Source organism: Halomonas sp. JS92-SW72 (genome assembly GCF_003547075.1).
Lineage (GTDB): Bacteria > Pseudomonadota > Gammaproteobacteria > Pseudomonadales > Halomonadaceae > Halomonas > Halomonas alkalicola.
In genome coordinates, this window is the sequence record NZ_CP032147.1 from 3,627,465 (window position 1) to 3,645,329 (window position 17,865).

22 protein-coding genes are annotated in these 17,865 nt (G+C 60.1%); 14 read left to right on the forward strand and 8 right to left on the reverse strand.

All coding sequences use genetic code 11. The features are described from left to right. Positions 1-87: 87 nt before the first annotated feature. From D1793_RS17075 to D1793_RS17095, 5 genes are read right to left on the reverse strand one after another with little or no spacing between them, the layout of a single operon-like run. Entirely contained in the window at positions 88-1,044 is a 957-nt protein-coding gene (locus tag D1793_RS17075) for a D-2-hydroxyacid dehydrogenase family protein (RefSeq protein ID WP_119023211.1), read from the reverse strand. After that, a complete protein-coding gene (locus D1793_RS17080) occupies positions 1,041-1,763 on the reverse strand; it encodes a 4-carboxy-4-hydroxy-2-oxoadipate aldolase/oxaloacetate decarboxylase (RefSeq protein WP_119023212.1) in 723 nt (240 codons plus the stop codon). The genes D1793_RS17075 and D1793_RS17080 overlap by 4 nt, the downstream gene beginning before the upstream one ends. 32 nt (positions 1,764-1,795) lie before the next feature. Continuing rightward, positions 1,796-3,301 carry a tripartite tricarboxylate transporter permease gene (locus tag D1793_RS17085; protein ID WP_119023213.1) on the reverse strand — a complete coding sequence of 502 codons (1,506 nt, stop codon included), beginning with the start codon at positions 3,299-3,301 and terminating at the stop codon, positions 1,796-1,798. Between the two features lie 3 nt (positions 3,302-3,304). Then, positions 3,305-3,748, reverse strand: a complete 444-nt coding sequence (locus D1793_RS17090) for a tripartite tricarboxylate transporter TctB family protein (RefSeq protein WP_119023214.1) — start codon at positions 3,746-3,748, stop codon at positions 3,305-3,307. Positions 3,749-3,805: 57 nt separating this feature from the next. After that, positions 3,806-4,777 carry a tripartite tricarboxylate transporter substrate binding protein gene (locus D1793_RS17095; protein WP_119023215.1) on the reverse strand — a complete coding sequence of 324 codons (972 nt, stop codon included), beginning with the start codon at positions 4,775-4,777 and terminating at the stop codon, positions 3,806-3,808. A gap of 230 nt (positions 4,778-5,007) precedes the next feature. Here D1793_RS17095 and D1793_RS17100 point away from each other — a divergent pair, with 230 nt between their 5' ends. The 4 genes from D1793_RS17100 (at position 5,008) to D1793_RS17115 (ending at position 8,010) form a co-directional block, all read left to right on the forward strand. Further along, positions 5,008-5,733, forward strand: coding sequence for an FCD domain-containing protein (locus D1793_RS17100; RefSeq protein WP_119023216.1), 726 nt, complete (start codon positions 5,008-5,010; stop codon positions 5,731-5,733). Positions 5,734-5,779: 46 nt separating this feature from the next. Next, positions 5,780-6,451, forward strand: coding sequence for an RraA family protein (locus D1793_RS17105; RefSeq protein WP_119023217.1), 672 nt, complete (start codon positions 5,780-5,782; stop codon positions 6,449-6,451). Between the two features lie 41 nt (positions 6,452-6,492). Continuing rightward, positions 6,493-7,197 (forward strand): fumarylacetoacetate hydrolase family protein, encoded by a 705-nt coding sequence (locus D1793_RS17110; protein WP_119023218.1) that lies wholly within the window; start codon positions 6,493-6,495, stop codon positions 7,195-7,197. Positions 7,198-7,275: 78 nt separating this feature from the next. After that, positions 7,276-8,010 (forward strand): sulfite exporter TauE/SafE family protein, encoded by a 735-nt coding sequence (locus D1793_RS17115; RefSeq protein WP_240407704.1) that lies wholly within the window; start codon positions 7,276-7,278, stop codon positions 8,008-8,010. Between the two features lie 364 nt (positions 8,011-8,374). Here the strand turns inward: D1793_RS17115 and D1793_RS17120 are convergent, their stop codons facing one another. Both D1793_RS17120 and D1793_RS19530 read right to left on the reverse strand, forming a co-directional pair. Further along, the gene (locus D1793_RS17120) at positions 8,375-8,950 is read right to left on the reverse strand and encodes a DUF2726 domain-containing protein (RefSeq protein ID WP_119023219.1); all 576 of its coding nucleotides are present in this window, start codon (positions 8,948-8,950) and stop codon (positions 8,375-8,377) included. Positions 8,951-8,992: 42 nt separating this feature from the next. Beyond that, complete coding sequence (locus D1793_RS19530) at positions 8,993-9,277, reverse strand: helix-turn-helix transcriptional regulator (RefSeq protein WP_162900004.1); 285 nt, start codon at positions 9,275-9,277, stop codon at positions 8,993-8,995. 100 nt (positions 9,278-9,377) lie between these two features. On the opposite strand from D1793_RS19530, the gene D1793_RS17125 reads away from it, so the two are divergent. The 10 genes from D1793_RS17125 to D1793_RS17170 all read left to right on the forward strand — a co-directional run bounded on the left by D1793_RS17125 (position 9,378) and on the right by D1793_RS17170 (position 15,636). After that, positions 9,378-9,584 carry a DNA-binding protein gene (locus tag D1793_RS17125; protein WP_240407705.1) on the forward strand — a complete coding sequence of 69 codons (207 nt, stop codon included), beginning with the start codon at positions 9,378-9,380 and terminating at the stop codon, positions 9,582-9,584. Further along, a complete protein-coding gene (locus D1793_RS17130) occupies positions 9,581-10,066 on the forward strand; it encodes a hypothetical protein (RefSeq protein ID WP_119023220.1) in 486 nt (161 codons plus the stop codon). The genes D1793_RS17125 and D1793_RS17130 overlap by 4 nt, the downstream gene beginning before the upstream one ends. Continuing rightward, positions 10,063-10,263: a major capsid protein gene (locus tag D1793_RS17135; protein WP_119023221.1), complete on the forward strand. Its 201-nt coding sequence runs from the start codon at positions 10,063-10,065 to the stop codon at positions 10,261-10,263. The genes D1793_RS17130 and D1793_RS17135 overlap by 4 nt, the downstream gene beginning before the upstream one ends. Before the next feature lie 14 nt (positions 10,264-10,277). Next, the gene (locus D1793_RS17140; protein ID WP_119023222.1) at positions 10,278-10,487 is read left to right on the forward strand and encodes a hypothetical protein; all 210 of its coding nucleotides are present in this window, start codon (positions 10,278-10,280) and stop codon (positions 10,485-10,487) included. Between the two features lie 383 nt (positions 10,488-10,870). Continuing rightward, positions 10,871-11,197 carry a hypothetical protein gene (locus D1793_RS17145; protein WP_240407706.1) on the forward strand — a complete coding sequence of 109 codons (327 nt, stop codon included), beginning with the start codon at positions 10,871-10,873 and terminating at the stop codon, positions 11,195-11,197. 227 nt (positions 11,198-11,424) lie between these two features. Continuing rightward, on the forward strand, positions 11,425-11,637 hold the full coding sequence (locus D1793_RS19535; RefSeq protein WP_162900005.1) for a major capsid protein: 213 nt from the start codon (positions 11,425-11,427) through the stop codon (positions 11,635-11,637). A gap of 74 nt (positions 11,638-11,711) precedes the next feature. Next, positions 11,712-12,944 carry a virulence factor TspB C-terminal domain-related protein gene (locus tag D1793_RS19540; protein WP_162900006.1) on the forward strand — a complete coding sequence of 411 codons (1,233 nt, stop codon included), beginning with the start codon at positions 11,712-11,714 and terminating at the stop codon, positions 12,942-12,944. Between the two features lie 3 nt (positions 12,945-12,947). Beyond that, a complete protein-coding gene (locus D1793_RS17160; RefSeq protein ID WP_119023225.1) occupies positions 12,948-13,238 on the forward strand; it encodes a hypothetical protein in 291 nt (96 codons plus the stop codon). 92 nt (positions 13,239-13,330) lie between these two features. Further along, positions 13,331-14,179 (forward strand): zonular occludens toxin domain-containing protein, encoded by an 849-nt coding sequence (locus tag D1793_RS17165; RefSeq protein WP_119023226.1) that lies wholly within the window; start codon positions 13,331-13,333, stop codon positions 14,177-14,179. Between the two features lie 167 nt (positions 14,180-14,346). After that, on the forward strand, positions 14,347-15,636 hold the full coding sequence (locus tag D1793_RS17170) for a hypothetical protein (RefSeq protein ID WP_119023227.1): 1,290 nt from the start codon (positions 14,347-14,349) through the stop codon (positions 15,634-15,636). Between the two features lie 521 nt (positions 15,637-16,157). On the opposite strand, the gene D1793_RS17180 is transcribed toward D1793_RS17170, so the two are convergent. Next, complete coding sequence (locus tag D1793_RS17180) at positions 16,158-17,864, reverse strand: Na/Pi symporter (RefSeq protein WP_119023228.1); 1,707 nt, start codon at positions 17,862-17,864, stop codon at positions 16,158-16,160. Position 17,865: the final 1 nt, after the last annotated feature.

Sequence of the window (17,865 nt, forward strand, 5' to 3'; positions counted from 1 at the left end):
CCGCACCAGGCGCCGCGTACCACTACCGCCGGCCCACGGCATGCCGCCACCACCGGCTCGACATCTCTGTGCCCGGGGCCCCAGCGACTACTGCAACTGTCGGATTGGAGCGCCAACGCGCCACGCCTTGATGGCCTCGACCATCTGCCGGTAGAAGAGCTCGAATGTCTGCTGGCTGGTATACCCCAGATGCGGAGTCAGCAGCAGGCGTCCACAGTCGATCAGCGCCTGGTCTCGGATGGCAGCCTCGCCAGGCAGGGGCTCCTCCTCGAATACATCGATGGCGGCGGAGCCCAGCCAACCGGCTCGCAATGCCTCAAGCAGTGCCACATTGTCGATGATGGGACCACGCGACGTGTTGATCAGGCAGGCATCAGGACGCATATGGCGCAACGCTTCACGGCCGATCAAGCCACGGCTCCGGGGAGACAGCACCAGATGCACCGACACGATATCCGATTGAGCCAGCAGTCCCTCGAGCGAGTCGGCGTACGCCACATCATGCGCCTGACAGGTGGCCTCGGTGAGATTCTGCGACCAAGCCGCAACCTGCATGCCAAATGCCTTCGCCAATACCGCGACCTGCTGCCCCACCTTGCCGAGCCCAACAAGGCCCAGGGTGAGGCCGGCAAGATCGCGCCCAAGACCCTGCTGCCAGCGCCCCGAGGCAAGGTGGTTGGCCTCAACCACGATTCGGCGCTGTACGGCGAGCATGAGAGCCAGCGTGAGTTCGGCGGTGGTAGTCTTGCGAAGCTCGGTTCCGCACACGGTGATGCCCTGTCGCTTGGCGATATCGAGATCAATCGAGAGGTTCCTTGGCCCGGAGGTGACAATCAGCTTCAAGTGAGGCAGGCGTTCAAGCAGCGATCCCGGGAGGGGAGTGCGTTCACGCATCACGCAGAGCACGTCAAACGGCCTTAGCCGCTCGGCCAATTCATCTGCGTCCTTAAGCGTGTCACGGAAGACCGTGACCTCTCCAAGCCCTGACCAGTCCGCCAGACCAAGGGCGTCGTTGCCGTAGTCATCCAGGATAGCGATCTTCATGATACGGCCCCTTGTTCCCCGCGAAGCGACCAGTCGACTGGCCCCTCTTCATACCGGAGCCCCTTCTCGATGACCTTGTCGCGCAGACCAAGCAGATCCAGTGTGTTGCCCCCCTGCCGGATGGCATGGCGCATGGCCTCTTCCTTGTCAATGCGCTGACGAGAGGCTGCCAGGACTTCGGCAGCCCTCGTGCGCGGTACCATCACGACCCCATCATCGTCAGCCACCACGACATCACCAGGGATTACCAGTCGACCGCCACACTGGATGGGCACGTTGACGGCACCCACCGTCTCCTTGACGGTCCCCTGAGGGCTGATAGCACGGGACCATACCGGGAGGCCCTGAGCCCTCAGGTCGCGGACGTCCCGGACCCCGGTATCCAGAACGACACCCGCACCACCACGCTGCGACACGAATTCAGCAAGAATGTCGCCGAAGAATCCATCGAGGCTACGGGAAGTGGTGCCAACCACCAGCACATCACCGGGCTGCATGAGCTCGATGGCGACATGCAGCATCCAGTTATCACCCGGCGCGCACATCACAGTAACGGCAGAGCCCGCCATGACAGCCCCGGGCACCACGGCTCCGATCTCGGGCTCCATCGCACCGGTACGCCCCTGGGCTTCATGCACCGTGGCCACCCCGCACTCGGCAAGTCCCTGGATGACAGCCGCTTCTGCACGCGCAATGGTCTTGATCGCTAATTTATTCATTCCTGAGTTCCTCGTGATGTGTGGATGATGCACTAAACGTTGACGACAGGACGCTGACGGGGCTTCAGGGTTCCCCAGATGACCCATAGCAGGAGCAGTGCCGACAGAATCAGAAAGGTGGCACTGACCGGACGCTCCAGAAACACCATGAAGTCGCCACGACTAAGCAGCATCGAGCGGCGTAGGTTCTCTTCGAGCATGGGACCAAGTATGAAACCGAGCAGCAGAGGCGCGGCTTCGAATCCCAACTTGATCAGCAGGTAGCCGACTGCCGAGAACCCGGCCACCATCAGCACATCAACTGCCGAACGATCCAGGCTATAAACTCCGGCGCAGATCAGAAGAATGATCGCGGGAAACAGCAGCCGATAGGGAATCTGAAGAATCTTTACCCAGACCTTGATCAGAGGGATATTCAGGATCAGAAGAATCAGATTACCGATCAGAAAGCTGACGATCAGACCCCAGAAGAGCTCAGGATTATCGGTCACGACACGGGGGCCAGGAGCAATTCCATGAATCATCAGAGCACCCAACATGAGCGCCATGATGGCATCGCCTGGAATGCCAAGTGTCAAGGTCGGAATAAAGGATGACTGTGCGGCAGCATTGTTGGCTCCCTCCGGAGCCGCGATTCCCGGCACCGCTCCCTTGCCAAAGGACTCAGGCTTCGACGACACGCGCTTCTCGACCGCATAGGCCATGAAGGATGCCATTGATCCCCCACCTGTCCCAGGAAGGATACCGATGGCAGTGCCCACACCAGAGCCGCGAAGAATCGGCCAGCCAGACTGGGACCACTCTTTCCTTGTCGGCAAAAGCGAGCGGAAGCTCACATTGATGGAGCGGGCGCTACCCCCCGTCTTTCCAATGCTGGAGATGACCTCAGACACACCGAATAAGGCCATGGCGATCACAATGATGCTGATCCCATCGAACAGTTCTGGCACGCCAAACGTCATGCGCATGACACCGCTGTTGACATCGATGCCGACCAGGCCAATCAAGAGGCCAAGTACGACACTGGCCAGGCCAAGCAGGGGACGCCCCTGACTGATGGAGCCCGCCGCCACCAGGCCGAGCACCATCATCGAGAAGTAGTCGGCTGAATGGAATGACAGGGCCAACTGCGCCAGTGGCGGAGCCATCAGAATCAGCACCAGGATCGCAAAGCAACTGCCGAAGAAGGAAGCGATGGTAGTGATCATGAGCGCTGATCCGGCGCGCCCCTTCTGTGCCATTGGATAGCCATCGAGGCAGATGACAGCCGAGGATGCAGTGCCAGGCAGGTTAAGCAAAATCGAAGCAATGGAACCACCATACTGGGCGCCATAGTAGATCCCGGCCAGCATCACCAACGCGGCGGTAGCGGGAACATGGAACGTCAATGGCATCAGCAGGGATACTGCAGCCAGGTGTCCAATGCCTGGTAACACCCCCACGATCATGCCGACACTGACGCCTAGCAGGCAGTAGAAAAGGTTTTCCAAGGTGAGGGCAGTCGCCAGGCCCAACTGCAGACTCTCTAATAGGTCCATGGGTCAGCTCCAGGTCACGAAGGGAAGGGGTACACCCAGTACGAGAGCGAACAGCGCCCACACGGCAGGAACCAACACGGCGGCCAGTAGAGCGAGAGTCATCACCTTCGCTCCACGGTCTGCCATGCCGGCCAGAATGACCACGGCTATGCCCGCGGGAGCAAAACCGAACCTTGGCAGTATCAGCGCGAAGGCAAGCACGGCGACAGGTATGACCAGCCATGGGCGAAGGTTGAGTGCCGGCAGGCGCTCACCGACGCGAATGGCAGTCAGCAGGATGGCGCATCCCAGCAGGACCAGTAGAGCTCCTAGAGTGATGGGAAAGAAGCCAGGACCCATGCGTCTCGGGGTGCCGAAGTTGTAGTCTGATGAAACCACCAAGACCAGGCCACCCAACAGCACGCAGACGAGTCCCGCCAAGAAATCCTTGGAGGTCAGTACGTTCATTGCGCAATCTCGTCAGAAGTGGCCGGGACCTCATGGGCTGGTCCCGGCCCGGTGGTCTCAGTCGGCGCTGATCTCGGCGGCTTCAATGATGATCGAGAATTGCTCGCGCAGGTCGTCCAGCATCTGGCCGAATTCCTCGGAAGACATGGGTGAGACGATGGCACCGCGCTCGGCAAAGGTGTTACGGGCCTCATCCGTTTCTAGAAACGCCACCATATCCTGATAGATCTTGTCGGCAATCTCGTCGCTCACTCCGGACGGGGCAAAGAGTCCCGCCCACTGACCTGCGGCGACATTGGGGACTCCGCCCTCGATCAGCGTCGGCAGTTCAGGGTGCGACTCCACTCGCTCCTGGCGGGCCACACCGAGCACCTTGATATCGCCACTGTCGACAAAGGGCCCGACTGAGGAGAGCGCCAGGACCCCGACCTGCGCTTCGCCGGAGGCAACGGCAGTAGCAGCAGGGGCACCTCCCCGATAGGGGATATGCACGGTATCGATGCCAGTTTCGTAGTTGATCCACTCGGGCACGATGTGATTAAGAGATCCAATCCCGGCTGAAGCAAAGCTCAGCTCGCCCGGGTTGGCCTCTGCGTAGGCGAGATACTCTTCCGTCGTGTCGAAGGGAGCCCCTCTGTAGGCCGCAAGGACCAAGGGCGTATCACTGATCATCGTGATCGGCCGGAAGTCGGTGGCCGGGTCGTAAGGTGTGTCATCAAACAGATAGGGATTGATGACATTGACCCCCATATCAGCCACAAACAGCGTGTGGCCATCTGGGGCAGCCCTGGCAACCGCGGTGGCGGCGACAAAACCCGCCCCTCCCGTGCGATTGTCCACTATGACCTCCTGCCCCCAGGTCCCGCTCATGGCCTCAGCGACGGTGCGTGCGGCAATGTCCGCGATACCGCCTGGTGCGTAGGGCACGATGATCGTCACGGTTCGATCCGGCCAGGCGTGCGCTGCGAGGGAGGTAGTAGCCAGTGCGATGGCGCCGAGCGCACCAACGAGAGCCTTCTTGTTGTTCATGGCGTGTTCCTTTGTTGCTGTTGTGATGGTGCCTTGTCTGCCTGTGGACGCTTGAGATGCATGGCGTCAGCGCCCGACATGCTAGGCATTGCCCTCCATTGGCTGGCCTTGAGGCGCGAGTCCTGATCACAGATTTAACCAATTTTCCGGATTGGTCAAGAAATGGTTGCCCAATTCTCGATTGCCGCCTACAGTGAACGCTGAGGGACTGATTCTTGCGGGAGGGAGTTATGGATGAGCAGCATTCGGCGCTGATTCAGTTGCGAGCCTACTTGTCTCAGGGTGATAAGCGGCCTAACGACCGCCTCCCCCCTGAGCGTGAACTTGCTCAGCTGATCGGCGTCACTCGCGGAGACCTGCGCAAGGCCTTGGCAATTCTTGAACAGGAAGGACTGGTGTGGCGGCATGTAGGGAAAGGGACTTTCGTGGGGGACCGCTCGCCTCTAAAGGCCTTTGAACCCGCAAGCCTGCTGCAGCAGTGCAGCCCCTCCGATGTGATGCGGGCGCGCATGACCCTCGAACCGGCCTTGGCGGCTCAGGCGGCATTGCAAGCGACCCCACGAAATATCGACGATATGTTCGATGTGGCCAAGCGCAGCCGAGAAGCCGCGACATGGCGAGAGTATGAAGCCTGTGACAACCAGTTCCACAAGCTAATTGCCGACTCCACTCAGAACCTCATCATGTCGTCGATGTTTGACATGCTGTCGGCTGTCAGGCGCGCCATGGTATGGGGCCGCCGGCGAAGTAGCAGCCCGCACCCACCCGCGAACCACCACTCGTTCGATGAGCACGAGCGCATCATTCAGGCCATAGCCGATCGTGACCCCGGGGCTGCCTCGGCCATGATGCTGGAGCATTTGCTCAGCGTAGAGCGGAAGCTGCTCACATCGCATTCGCCCCTTGGCCTGGCTCACCTTGGTGAAAAGCCGCTCGACCAACGTGAGCCATCATAAACACAACAATACTTTCGATTGACTCGGCGCTAGGAGACCCTGGTTCATGACAACTCAACGACTCGACCGGACCGTGCTCGACCGCTGCCGGCAGCTTTCCACATCCACGCTAAGCGATGCGCTCGATAAGCGTGGACTGCCGGGCGCAGTGGAAGGGCTCCATCCCCTGATTCCTGAGGCTTGCATTGCAGGCCAAGCCTTTACCCTTGCCTATCTGCCAGTTGGTGCCTCCGGAGGCACGGTCGGCGACTTCATTGATGACCCAGGACCGGGCGATGTGGTGGTCATCGACAACCGTGGTCGTACCGACTGCACGGTGTGGGGCAACATCATGACCGAAGTGGCCAAACGCAATGGGGTCGAAGGTACCGTGGTAGATGGGGTCAACCGAGACCTTCAGGAAAGCCTTTCTCTCGACTACCCCATCTGGTCACGTCAGGGGCACATGAGAACCGGCAAGGACAGAGTCATGCTGCAGGCTGTCAATGTGCCTGTCTGCCTGGGCACCGTTCGGGTGGAACCCGGCGACGTCATCTGTGCCGATGGCAACGGCGTCGTCGTGATCCCGCTGGCTTACATCTACGAGGTTCTCGCTGTCGCAGAGGACATAGAGCACAAGGAAGAAGCCATTCTTCAGGATGTCCGCAGCGGCATGACACTCGGCGAGGCCCGCGGTCGGCATGGCTATCATGTGCTTCAGACACCCGATCCCGCCTGAGCGCCCAGCACCACTCCCCCCTTCTTCTTGAGGACAATTTTATGAGCTCTCCTTCATTTGTCATTGCAGCACCAGAGCAAGCCACTCTTCCCGTCAAGGGATCTACGCAGCGCTTTCCCGTTCACCGCATTTATTGCGTGGGACGAAACTTTGCGGCACATGCCGTGGAGATGGGGCATGACCCAGACAAGGAGCCCCCTTTCTTCTTTCAGAAAAGCGCCACCACCTTGATCGCAGATGATCAAGATTTCCCTTACCCGCCGGCAACCCAGGACGTTCATCACGAAATCGAAATGGTGGTGGCGCTAGCCAGGGGCGGCGTCAATATCCCGGTAGAAGAGGCATTGGAGCATGTATATGGCTATGCCGTAGGCCTAGACATGACACGCCGAGACATTCAGGCCGAAATGAAAAAAATGGGGCGCCCCTGGGATACCGCCAAAAGCTTCGAGGGCGCAGCTCCCTGTGGCGCCTTGGTCCCTGCCAAGACCATTGGTCATCCTAGCTCAGGCGCAATCTGGCTGAAGATCAACGGCGAGCTTCGTCAGCAAGGCGATCTTGACCAGATGATCTGGAAGGTTCCGGAAATCATCTCACAGCTTTCCAGCCTTTTTGAGCTGCGCGCTGGCGACCTGATCATGACTGGGACACCTTCAGGGGTCGGGGCAGTCAATAAGGGAGACATGCTGGTAGGGGGTGTTGAAGGCGTGGGCGAGTTGCATACCCGAGTCGTAGATCCAGCCTAGATCGACCCCGCGTCGCGCGTCACACCGACCATTCCCAAGCCACTACCCCTCTTGGGGCCAAGGAGGGCCCCAGTTCAGATGCTGATATTATCGATCCTAACGCTTGCTTTCGCTGGCATTGTCAAGGGCGCCATTGGGTCTGGCGTTCCTCTCATTGTTATTCCCATATTGACGATGGCTTATGATATACAGACCGCCATCGTGGTACTGCTTCTCCCCAATCTTCTCAACAACGCATGGCAGACTTGGCACTACAGGCGACATCTGCTACCGACAAGATTTCTCGTCTACTTTGCACTTTCAGGCGGAATCGGAGTTGCACTTGGCACCTGGGCCCTTGTCCGCATCGACGAGGCCACACTTTCGATAGCAGTAGCACTTACCATCCTGTGCTACCTGACCCTCAGGCTATCGAAGCGAAAAGCCTACCTCAAGCACTCCCTGGCAGAGAGGCTGGTTTTTCCTGTTGGGCTATGCGGTGGTGTCTTGCAGGGTGCAGTGGGTATGTCAGGCCCGATATCAGTGGCGTTCCTGAATTTCATGCGTCTAGAAAGAAGAGCTTTCATAGGGTCTATCTCAACGTTCTTTACCGCCATCACGGTGGTTCAGCTTCCTGCCTTGATGTCCTTGGGGATCGTCACCTGGCCACTGGCAGTGTCAAGCGCCGGCGCCCTCCTTATCATTTCCGCCGCCATGCCTCTGGGGGGGCGTCTCGGACAACGACTGTCTCTTGAATGGTTCGACAAGGTCGTAATGTTGATGCTTTTCGCGGTAGCGATAAAAATAATTGCCGAGGAATTATTACTGACCTAGGCAGTTGGCACACTTCCCTCAAGACCCTGGCAGCCGTTGTCTTTCCCCGTGCCTGATCGACCGCATACGCAAAGAAGAGGAAGTAGAGGCAGGCACGAGGCGCAGGACCGTTGCGCGCGCACAAAAAAACCGCCACAGTGGACGGTTAGTATTCGCTCTAATCTGCTGATCTTGCGCTGCTTGATGGTGCCGGCACCAGGAGTCGAACCCGGGACCTACTGATTACAAGGCCCTTTCCTGCCTGCCCGGTCTGGCTGGAACCGCCATAACTGGCGCTTTTGCGACCATCCGCCAGCCCACTCTGGCCCGCTTCGGCTCATCGCCGTCGACGCTTCGTTGACACCCTTTCCCCCTATCACCTCCCTCACCGATTAGTTACATCGACACTCCTATCTTCATGATTTATTCTCATTCTTTTTAACTCAAGACCTGCATTCTTGCATGCCATATCCAGTATACGATCTCGCTTTATCCTATCTTCTCTTTCATGGCTGGCATCATCTAGTTCTAGCGCACAGTACACTTTGAAGCTGTCTCTTTCACATAGCACATAATCGAAGTGCCATTGTGAAAGCTGTCTGAATAGTGACATGAATTCACGGCTCTTAGAATGATGCTTTGTTGAATCTGGCTCCACCACATCCACAACACGCACTTGGCTAAAAATGCGGTATCTATCTCCATACGATCTTTCTAACAACTTATAAACCTCACGCTCCACCGGCGTCATGAAATATTCTTTCTTTCTATAGGCCTGCCCTTTCTCCATTAGCAATTCTGAGTAATTCTTGTGCTTATTATTCTTCTTACCTTTACTCACTCCCTTTTTTTTACTCTTCCTTACCAGTTCTAATAACACATAACAAATTACAGCCATCAGCAGCAGCGGCCATATTGCTCCAAAAATGTTTACAAATAAACCCTCAAACATATTATCCATTATGCCTTCCTCCCTGGTACCAACTTTCCGCCGCTCTTCTGGCTAGTCGATATCCGTCCCTGTTTGCTTCAGCGTCTTCCGCGCCTTCTCGATCTCCGGGCTTATCTGCCCGGCTTCTTCATTTACCACATCGTCGATCAGCCACGACCTGTACTGCGGAAATACTGCTGTTATCTGCCGCACGGTCTTCAAAGAACAAGCCATTCTCCCTTGCTCTGTACTTATAAGCGTCTGCTTCTTTATTCCTGTCAGGTCGCAAAATTCCTGCCGACCCATTTCTTCGGCTTCACGAATTTCCCGAATTTTTTCACCATCAGTCTTTGACACTGTGTTGTGATCCTACTATATTGAGATCGTGACACACCCAGCCAGTCCTAGCTCTACACACTGAAGACTATCACAACCAGCCAAAGCGAGCAGGTGCCATATGGAAACGAGCAATGCGCCCCAGGTCCCGGCCATCGTGCCCGTCATGACCCTCGAGCGGTTCTCCGAGCTTTCAGGCCTCACCGTCGACACCGTCCGGGGCCAGATTCAGCAAGGCAACCTCCCCTTCATCAAGGTTGGCCGCCGCCGCCTGGTGAACGTCGCACTCCTCACCGCCGAGTGCCTGCATTCGGAGGACTGGGCATGACTACCTACACCCTCCACACCGCCCAGGTAGGCGAAACCGGCTCAGAAGGCGCCTTCGAGACCGTCATCATCCGTGCGGATGGCAAGTACAAGCGTGGACTCTGCTCCGCTCACATCGCCCTCGAGGGCTACGATGGCTACCCCCACGCCTGCACCGTCATCGTCCCACCCTGTGACCTGGTCGACCGTGGCCCCCTCGCCCGTTTCGCCAGCCACAACCACCTGACCAGCCGCGAAGGCGTCCGCTACTTCACCTTCGCCACCCGCCGGGAAGCCCTCGCCTTCCTTGCCAGCCTGTACGGCATCACCGCACCCCAGCCCGCCGTCCAGGCCCTTCAGATCAACACACACAACGCGCCCAAGCCCCTCCCCCAGACTCCTGACCGAAACGAATCTCCGATTCGTGAGGGCCGGAGTCCGACAAGCGCAGCGCGTCAGCTACCCGCCATCGTCCACCTCCACCAGGGAGGGGCGCCGGCATGACTGACACCACCGCCATCGTCACCGTCATCCAGGACGGCACGACCCCGATCTTCGCGGTCGCCATGGCGGTTCTCTCCGTTCTTGCTCTCGGCATTGCCTTCTGCCTCTGCCGGAAGCTGTTCGGGCAACTCGGGACTCCCCCTCCCGTCACCACAGGCGCATCACGCGGCAAACCGCCCCGGCGCTCCGTCTGCTAAACGAGGATCACCCCATGACCACCAAGAAAATCCCCATCCGCGTCTTCATCGACCAGGACACCCACAGCCGGTATCTCATTCAGGCCGGTACCCACGGCCTCACCTCCAGCGCCCTGGGTGAACGCCTGATCGATGACGGCCTTCGTCGCCTCGAAGCCGGCGACACCGGCCCCCTGGCCACCCCCGACGCCACCGCCGCCCGCGTCCACGGCTCGGAGCTCTGAAAATGTTTGTGCCTGCCCGTCACCCGTCGCCCATCGGTCGCACGGCTCCCCGAGTCGGCGCCCCGGCCCAGGTCAAGGGCGAGGGTGCGAGCGCAGCGAGCGCCCTTGACCGCGGGACGGGCGTCGACTGCCGTGCATCACGACCGATGGCGCGTCGGGAAGGGCCGGCACGTGCCTGCCCAGAACCCCGAGCCTTGAGGGAGCGGGCTTCTCGCTGCCTCCAGGGCCGCGACTACGGCAAAGCCGCGCTCCTGTACCGGCTCGCCGAATACCTGCTTTACGAAACCACTGGCCACACCCCCGAAACCACTGAGCTGGACGCCCTCGCGCACCACTGCGAACAACGTGCCAGGGCCCAATGCTAACCAGGAAGGAACATCACCATGACCATGATCAACACCATGCAAGTCCGCGTCCTCGGTGCCATGCGCTACGCCATGGATAACGGTGCAAAGGGCGCCAAGATCACCGTCATGAACGACGCCGATCCCAACAACGAGAACCGCGTCGGCCATGACGTCATGACCATTTCCGGCCCCTATGACATCCTCGAGCAGGTCCGCCCCTATGCGGCTCACCTGCCCTGCAACCTCGAGGTCGACGTGGAAATGCGCGTTTCCGGTGGTAAAGCCACCCTTCACGCCGTCGCCATCCGCAAGCCTTCCGCCACGGGCCACCCCCAGCCCGCTGACGCCAAGGCCAAGGCCTAAGCCATGCAAGTTCAAGTCTGTCACGACCTCGACCAGGAAACCGGGCAATGCCTGGCCCTGGAATGGATCGAGGCAGCAGAGCTAGTCCAGGCCGCTTCCGAGCCCTGGCTAGATGTCCCCGGCGCTCTCCTGATCGCCGGGGCCATAGGAACGCTCTGGGCCGCTGCCTGGGCGATTCGCGCCATCGCGCAACAACTCCACTCGTTCATTACCTTGAGGTAATCGCTATGCGTCTCATCAAGAAAGCCAAAGCCGTCGTCCTGGTCCCGGCCTCCTTCCTGGCCTCCGGTGCCGCCATGGCTCAAGCCATCGACACCACCGACCTCGTTACCACCATCGAAGGTGCCACCGGCCCCATCGGCGATGTGGGAATCGCCGTGCTGTCCGTCCTCGCCGCCATCCTGGTCTTCGCGCTGCTGAAACGCGTCATGCGTGGCTGATCCAGGGCCAATGCCACACCCCCCGGGGCCCTTCGGGGCCCCTTTTTCATCCACTACCATCAGGACCTGAGGCCATGACCCATGCTCGAACTTTCCCCCGGTATGTTGGTGCTGCTGGCCTTATTGCCGGCCTTCTGGTTGCTTTTCCATCACTGAGCCACGCGAGTTGGCAGGCTCAAATCACCGACGTGCGCCCTACTGGCAATTCTACGCCAACCCATATCGAGGCCAGGGTATCTAGTAACTATCGATTCAGCGCCAACGATCCCCGCTTCTATAATCGTTCTCTGTCCCTTGTCAGTCGGCAAACTGTACGCATTGGGGCTCTTGCTGCTTTAGGTCGTGGCGTCATGCATCCGGGTTTTGCAGTAGCTATAGCCGCTGTTGGCTGGGCCTGGAGCCTACAGGATGGCATCCATGTGACATCATCTGTATATGATGTTGATCCCCTTTTTCAAAATCAATCTGATTCACAGTTAATTTCTCAATTTATTTCTGATGGTAGGTCTTGGCACTTTGGTTCTTCTTACACTGGTTATTCTGATCCTTTGACCTTATTTTCTGCTTATATTCCGCAAAATACATCATATTATTCACACCTCAATATTATATCCCATTGGTGTTCAAATACCTCTAATGGTGTCTGTGTCCAATATGTTATTCGATATTCCACAGTCGGTAATCCTTCCAACATTACTATAACCTCAACAGCTCAATCACCAACTATTACCCCACAACTTTCTTTGGTTACTAACTCTGTTCCAGAATCGGAACTTTCTGCACTTGATGAGCATTTACCCGACGTTTTATTAAGGGAGATTTACCAAGCTGATACCTACCCTGAGCCCTGGTACGAATCCTTAAATGTTTCATCGCTTCCGTTGTCTCAAGTGGCAAGTCCCAATGGACAAGCCGCACCGGAGATTTTCGAGGACGTGGCTAAGTTGTCGGAGAACATGACCGCTCAGATTAACGGCGATCCTGAGCCACACCCTGGCACCAACGTTGCCCCTGGTGGCAATACTGCACAAGATGAAATGCTCGACCGCTGGGATGAACCTGTTCCCAACTTCACGGAGGTCAACCCAGAATGGCAAGTCGAAACCATTGACGAACTGCCTTCTTACAACATCGGCATCGGCTCTGGCCAGTGTCCTTCGCCGACCGTTATCAACCTGCCGTTCCCACTGAACTCCAACCTGGTGATCAACTGGCAACCCTTCTGCGATCTCGCCGCCATGATTCGCGGCGCTGTCATCGCCGTTGCCATGATCCTCTCGCTCTACATCGTCTTAAGGAGGGGCTAACCCATGCCTGCCATTCTCGTCACGATCCTCACCGGCTTCTCCACCTTCCTGGTGGGCTCCATCTTCGCCAAGGTCGCCAGCCTGATCGTCTTCACCACCATCGGCGCGGTTCTCATCACCGGCATTCTCTCCCAGGTCTCCACACACCTGGGCCAAGTCGGTCAAGCCCTCTGGTTTATCCAGCTCGCTGGTTTCGATATCGCCCTTTCCTCCATCGGCTCCGCGCTCATGCTCCGCGCCACCATGAACGCCTGGAGCATGCGCCCAGGATCGGCGATCACTGGAGGCAACTGAAATGCCTTCATTTCCTGAACTTATAATGCTTTGCCTTATTGTTTTCTTCGTCTGGGTTATGTGGAAAGTGCTTAACTCGGAGGACCTTTAAAATGTCCATCCACCTTATTTCTGGCGTACCAGGGGCGGGTAAGACCCTTCGCGCCGTCTACACCATGGTCAACCTACTGCGCACCGAGGAAGGCGCCGACCGCCCCTTCTTCGGCAACGTCAACGGCCTGCGCAACCAGGCCCCGATCCCTGAGGAATGGATGGATGTCCCCGACGGCGCCATCATCCTCATCGACGAAGTCCAGCAGCGTTGGCGTCGCTACCGCAACACCGGCACCCCGCCCCCCGAGATCGCCGCCCTCGAAACCCACCGGCATCGTGGCATCGATTTCATCATCACCTGCCAGAACCCTAGCCAGCTCACCAGCGACGTCCGCGCTCTGGTCGACACCCACGAACACCTCATGCGCCGGGGCAAGCTCAACGGCGCCATCGTCTGGCGCTGGGAAGGCAACTGCCACACCAACCCCGCCAGCCACGCCAAGGACGCCGATTGTGAAGTGTCCGTATGGAGGTATCCGAAATGGCTCTTCGACCAGTACCAGTCCGCCACCCTGCACACCGGCAAGCGTCGCCTCCCCCGTATCCTCGTCATCGCCCCGGTCGTCTTCCTCGGCGCCGCCGCCTCCGTCGCCTATGCCGTCAACTCGGTTACCGGCTTCTTTGGCGACTCCTCCGCCGATACCGCCGCTGACACGGCCAACCCCCAGGCCACTATCGCCGCGCCTCAGCTATCCCGCCCCACAGTCACGGCCTACGGCGGTCTTCAGCATGCCGATCTCTGCCGCCTCTTCGACCAGGAAGGCCGCCCCCTCCTGGTCTCCCGGCCCATGTGCCTCGAAGCCCTCGACATGGGATTGCCCTATGACGTTGAAATCCTCGACCTATGACCTCCCCACCCCCGCCCGCTTGTGCGTCGCGGGAGAGGACGCTTGCGCCCGCATCCCCGCGACGCACGAGCGGAGCGGGGCGAGACCCTCCCTGTAACACGTCTCGCAGAGTGACAACGTCACCCCCCACGAAAGCACACTACGGCATGTTGAAAGGAGTTCAGAAAATGTCACGTTGGGAACGCTACTCCCCCTCATCGCTCATCGAAGGCCAGCCAGACCCCTTTGGCCGTCTCTTCATCAGCCCCAAGGGCCAACGCGAGCTTGACGCTATCCGCATCCTCCACGCCGGCGTTGATACCGTTCGTCAGCTTTACCGTGGCCGCCCTTGCCAAAGCCAGTTCGATCAGATCATCACCGCCTACCAGGAAGGCCGCGGCGCTACCATCGACCTCTTCGGCACCACCTGGGCTGTCGGTGCTGGAGCCTCCGGCTCTGGCTTCCGCTACCGCCTCCAGAACAACAAGCTCGGCGTCATCGTCTTTTTCCAGGCCCGTCACGTGAAGATCGACACCGTCGGCACTCATCTGAAGATTGAGCTGTCTCCCCACTTCATCCACGAACTCGACCCCGGCGAGTGCCAGGCCTTCATGGACAACATCGCTAAGCACATGCTCAGCGGCCTCGAGCCTGCCGGCTGCGCCGTCCACCTTGCCCTCGATGTCCAGGGCTGGGAACCGCCTCGCGACTTCATGGACCGCTTCGTTACCCGCTCCAAGAAGATCATGAAGATTGACGGCATCGACTCCATGACCCTGGATCAAGGGAACATCGCCACCACCTACGGTCGCGCCGAAACCCTCATGTTCGGTACTGCCGGAGCCCTCCAGTGCGCCATCTACAACAAGACCAAGGAAGCCCATCACCGCGACAAGATCCACTTCTGGGAGAATATCTGGTCACGCGCCACCACCGACGACCTCGCCCCCGCCTACGATCCCGAGGCCGAGGTGTGGCGTATCGAAATGCGCTTTCATCAATCTGTTCTTGCCGAGTTCGCCCGGGCCATCCCCTGCAACGTCGACACCGGCGAAGTTCTGGATGACAACGGCTTTGCCCGCTTCACCGACACCATCCCCCACCTAACCGGCCTCTGGCGTTCAGCTCTCCAGTCTTACCGCCTGGATCACTCCCGAGGCCTCATTGATCCCTCCTGGCAGCTTCTCCAGGATGACGCCCGCTTTTACTGCGACGCCCCCGATTGGCTCTACAAGCGTGCCCGCAAGGCTCCCGGCCTGGGAAACGAAAAGAACGTCTGCCTCGCCTTCGGTAACCTCATCAGCATCTACGCCCGGCAAGGCTTCCGTACCCATGAAGCTATCCGCTTCCTCCAGCGTTCTGGCATGTGGGAAGACCTTGCCGAGTACTACCGCCGCCGAGGGGTCGACAACGCCGCCTTCCGGCAGCTCGTTGAACAGAAGCTCATAGATCGACGATTACTCGGGAGGGCCGCTTGATGGCCATCAGGAAAGTCACCACGGGTTGGCAAGTCGATATCCAGCCGGGTGGCCGTGGATCTCGTCGCGTCCGTCGCACCTTCAAGACTCAGGCAGAAGCCAAGCGCTTTGAACGCCATGTTCAAGGCAAGGCTGCCGCCGGTGAACCCCTGGACCTGGCCAAGCCTGGAGTTATTGTCAAATCCTGTGTACGGCAAGTCAGGCGGCAGTCCTGTCTGACTGATCGAGTACAGGACTCAGGCCTTGGGCGCCGGCTGAATGAAACGTCCAACTATTGGGGGTCAGTTCAGGCCCGGAGGGGTGCCTGTAGTCTGGCAGCTCCTCCGGTGCCCGCCGGTGCCGGGCGGGGTGTTCATTCAACGTTATCCATGGCAAACGGTGGGCCATAGGCTGGAAAGTATTTCTATTTCAATTGCTTGAAATCACTGCCTTCGACCATGGTCGAAGCGCCGCGGAGGCGCCCAGGCTGGAAAGCCGCACGCCGGTCGAGGCGAGGGTGTGCGGAAATCCGCACAGCGGGTTCAGGCGGGGGCCAGGGCCCCCATCAGGCGCGTGGCCTGGTGCAGGTCGTTCATCAGCGAGGAGGCCAGCCAGGGGTCGAGGCGGTGCTGGCGCAGGCGCTCGGCCAGGGCCTGCTGCCAGTGCTGGCGAACCTCGTCGATGGGCGAGGTGACATCCGCCGAGTCGGGGGCGGCGGCCAGGCGGTTGAGGCCCTGGGCCAGGGCCATTCGGATATCGTCATGGGCCTCGCGCAGGGGGCTGGCCGGGGCGGCATGCCGCATCAGGCTGCGCTGCAGCACCTCGCCGAAGCGCACCGCCTCCACCATGCGCAGGGTGCGGGCATAGAGGCTCTCGAGCCTGGCCTGCTGCCCCTCGGTGAGCGGCATGTCGAGCCGTGCGTAGAAGTCGAGGATCTCCGCCATCAGCGGCTTGATCTGCTCATGGTAGCGGGCGTTGACCATCGGCCAGGCGGTGGTGTCGATCCGCGCCTTGACCACCTCCCGAGAGGGCGGATGGCCGATCACCTCGGCGCTGGGCATCAGGATCGCCGAGCAGAGCAGGTGGTAGGCGCGGCGGTTGAGGCGCTGGCACTCCTGCTCCATGGCGGCCAGCGCCGTGTCGGCGTGCTCCAGGGCGTTGGTGTTCAGGTAGCGGGCCTGGGCGGGGGGGATCCGCGAGGGCTCGGGGAAGAATCGCTCCAGGCGTGCGGCGAGCCGCGGGATCAGCGGCAGCATCAGCACGATGCCGAGCAGGTTGAAGAGGGTGTGGAAGAGCGCCAGCTTGAGCGGCCAGGCATCCGCGGCCAGGCCGATCAGCTCGCCGAGCTCGTCCACCAGCCAGGCCAGCGGCACCAGCAGTGCCAGGGCCACGGCGGCGGTGGCCAGGTTGAACACCACGTGGGCCCCGGCCAGCCGTCGCGCCGCGGCACCGGCGCCCAGCGCCCCCAGCACTGCGGTGACGGTGGTGCCGACGTTGGCGCCGATGGCGATGGCCAGGGCCGGCAGGTAGGGCAGCTGCCCGCCCGCCAGGGCCGCCAGGGTGATCAGCAGGGTGGCGTGGCTCGACTGCATCACTACCGTGGCCACCACCCCGAACAGCACGAAGAGCGGCCAGTGCCAGGCGCTGTCGCCGGCCAGGCCGTCCAGGGAGAGGCCGTCCTGCCACGCCTCGAAGCCCAGCTTCATGAAGTCGATGCCCAGAAACAGCAGGCCGATGCCCAGCAGCACCCCGGCCGCTGCGGCGCGGCCATCCTTGAGCACCCGGGAGCCGAGCAGCCCGAGGGCCAGGAAGGGCATGGCGAACTGGGCGAGGTCGAAGCGCAGGCCGAAGCCGGCGATCAGCCAGGCCCCGGTGGTGGTGCCGAGGTTGGCCCCGAACAGCAGGGCGATGGCGCCGGGCAGGGCGACGAGACCCGCGCCCACGAAGGAGAGCGAGAGCAGGGTGACCAGGGAGCTGGACTGCACCAGCGCCGTGGCGGCGGCCCCCACCCCGATGGCGCGGAGGGGGTGACGGGTGGCGGTGTGCAGCCAGCGGTCCAGGGTGCCGCCGGAGAGGCGCTTTATGGCGTCGCCCAGGTGGGTCATGCCCCACAGGAAGAGGCCCAGGCCGGCGGCCAGGGTGGCAAGATCCAACCGCGCCAGCAGCAGCGCCGCGGCCGCGGCCAGCCCCAGCAGCTCGAGATGATGGCGCCGCGACAGCAGCGCCTGTGCCACTCCCTGGCGGGTCAAC

What these genes read in the sequence shown, in the direction of transcription:
- D1793_RS17075 (WP_119023211.1), bottom strand. Translation starts at nt 1,044, where the DNA reads ATGAAGATCGCTATCCTGGATGACTACGGCAACGACGCCCTTGGTCTG.
- D1793_RS17080 (WP_119023212.1), bottom strand. Translation starts at nt 1,763, where the DNA reads ATGAATAAATTAGCGATCAAGACCATTGCGCGTGCAGAAGCGGCTGTC.
- D1793_RS17085 (WP_119023213.1), bottom strand. Translation starts at nt 3,301, where the DNA reads ATGGACCTATTAGAGAGTCTGCAGTTGGGCCTGGCGACTGCCCTCACC.
- D1793_RS17090 (WP_119023214.1), bottom strand. Translation starts at nt 3,748, where the DNA reads ATGAACGTACTGACCTCCAAGGATTTCTTGGCGGGACTCGTCTGCGTG.
- D1793_RS17095 (WP_119023215.1), bottom strand. Translation starts at nt 4,777, where the DNA reads ATGAACAACAAGAAGGCTCTCGTTGGTGCGCTCGGCGCCATCGCACTG.
- D1793_RS17100 (WP_119023216.1), top strand. Translation starts at nt 5,008, where the DNA reads ATGGATGAGCAGCATTCGGCGCTGATTCAGTTGCGAGCCTACTTGTCT.
- D1793_RS17105 (WP_119023217.1), top strand. Translation starts at nt 5,780, where the DNA reads ATGACAACTCAACGACTCGACCGGACCGTGCTCGACCGCTGCCGGCAG.
- D1793_RS17110 (WP_119023218.1), top strand. Translation starts at nt 6,493, where the DNA reads ATGAGCTCTCCTTCATTTGTCATTGCAGCACCAGAGCAAGCCACTCTT.
- D1793_RS17115 (WP_240407704.1), top strand. Translation starts at nt 7,276, where the DNA reads ATGCTGATATTATCGATCCTAACGCTTGCTTTCGCTGGCATTGTCAAG.
- D1793_RS17120 (WP_119023219.1), bottom strand. Translation starts at nt 8,950, where the DNA reads ATGGATAATATGTTTGAGGGTTTATTTGTAAACATTTTTGGAGCAATA.
- D1793_RS17125 (WP_240407705.1), top strand. Translation starts at nt 9,378, where the DNA reads ATGGAAACGAGCAATGCGCCCCAGGTCCCGGCCATCGTGCCCGTCATG.
- D1793_RS17130 (WP_119023220.1), top strand. Translation starts at nt 9,581, where the DNA reads ATGACTACCTACACCCTCCACACCGCCCAGGTAGGCGAAACCGGCTCA.
- D1793_RS17135 (WP_119023221.1), top strand. Translation starts at nt 10,063, where the DNA reads ATGACTGACACCACCGCCATCGTCACCGTCATCCAGGACGGCACGACC.
- D1793_RS17140 (WP_119023222.1), top strand. Translation starts at nt 10,278, where the DNA reads ATGACCACCAAGAAAATCCCCATCCGCGTCTTCATCGACCAGGACACC.
- D1793_RS17145 (WP_240407706.1), top strand. Translation starts at nt 10,871, where the DNA reads ATGACCATGATCAACACCATGCAAGTCCGCGTCCTCGGTGCCATGCGC.
- D1793_RS19535 (WP_162900005.1), top strand. Translation starts at nt 11,425, where the DNA reads ATGCGTCTCATCAAGAAAGCCAAAGCCGTCGTCCTGGTCCCGGCCTCC.
- D1793_RS19540 (WP_162900006.1), top strand. Translation starts at nt 11,712, where the DNA reads ATGACCCATGCTCGAACTTTCCCCCGGTATGTTGGTGCTGCTGGCCTT.
- D1793_RS17160 (WP_119023225.1), top strand. Translation starts at nt 12,948, where the DNA reads ATGCCTGCCATTCTCGTCACGATCCTCACCGGCTTCTCCACCTTCCTG.
- D1793_RS17165 (WP_119023226.1), top strand. Translation starts at nt 13,331, where the DNA reads ATGTCCATCCACCTTATTTCTGGCGTACCAGGGGCGGGTAAGACCCTT.
- D1793_RS17170 (WP_119023227.1), top strand. Translation starts at nt 14,347, where the DNA reads ATGTCACGTTGGGAACGCTACTCCCCCTCATCGCTCATCGAAGGCCAG.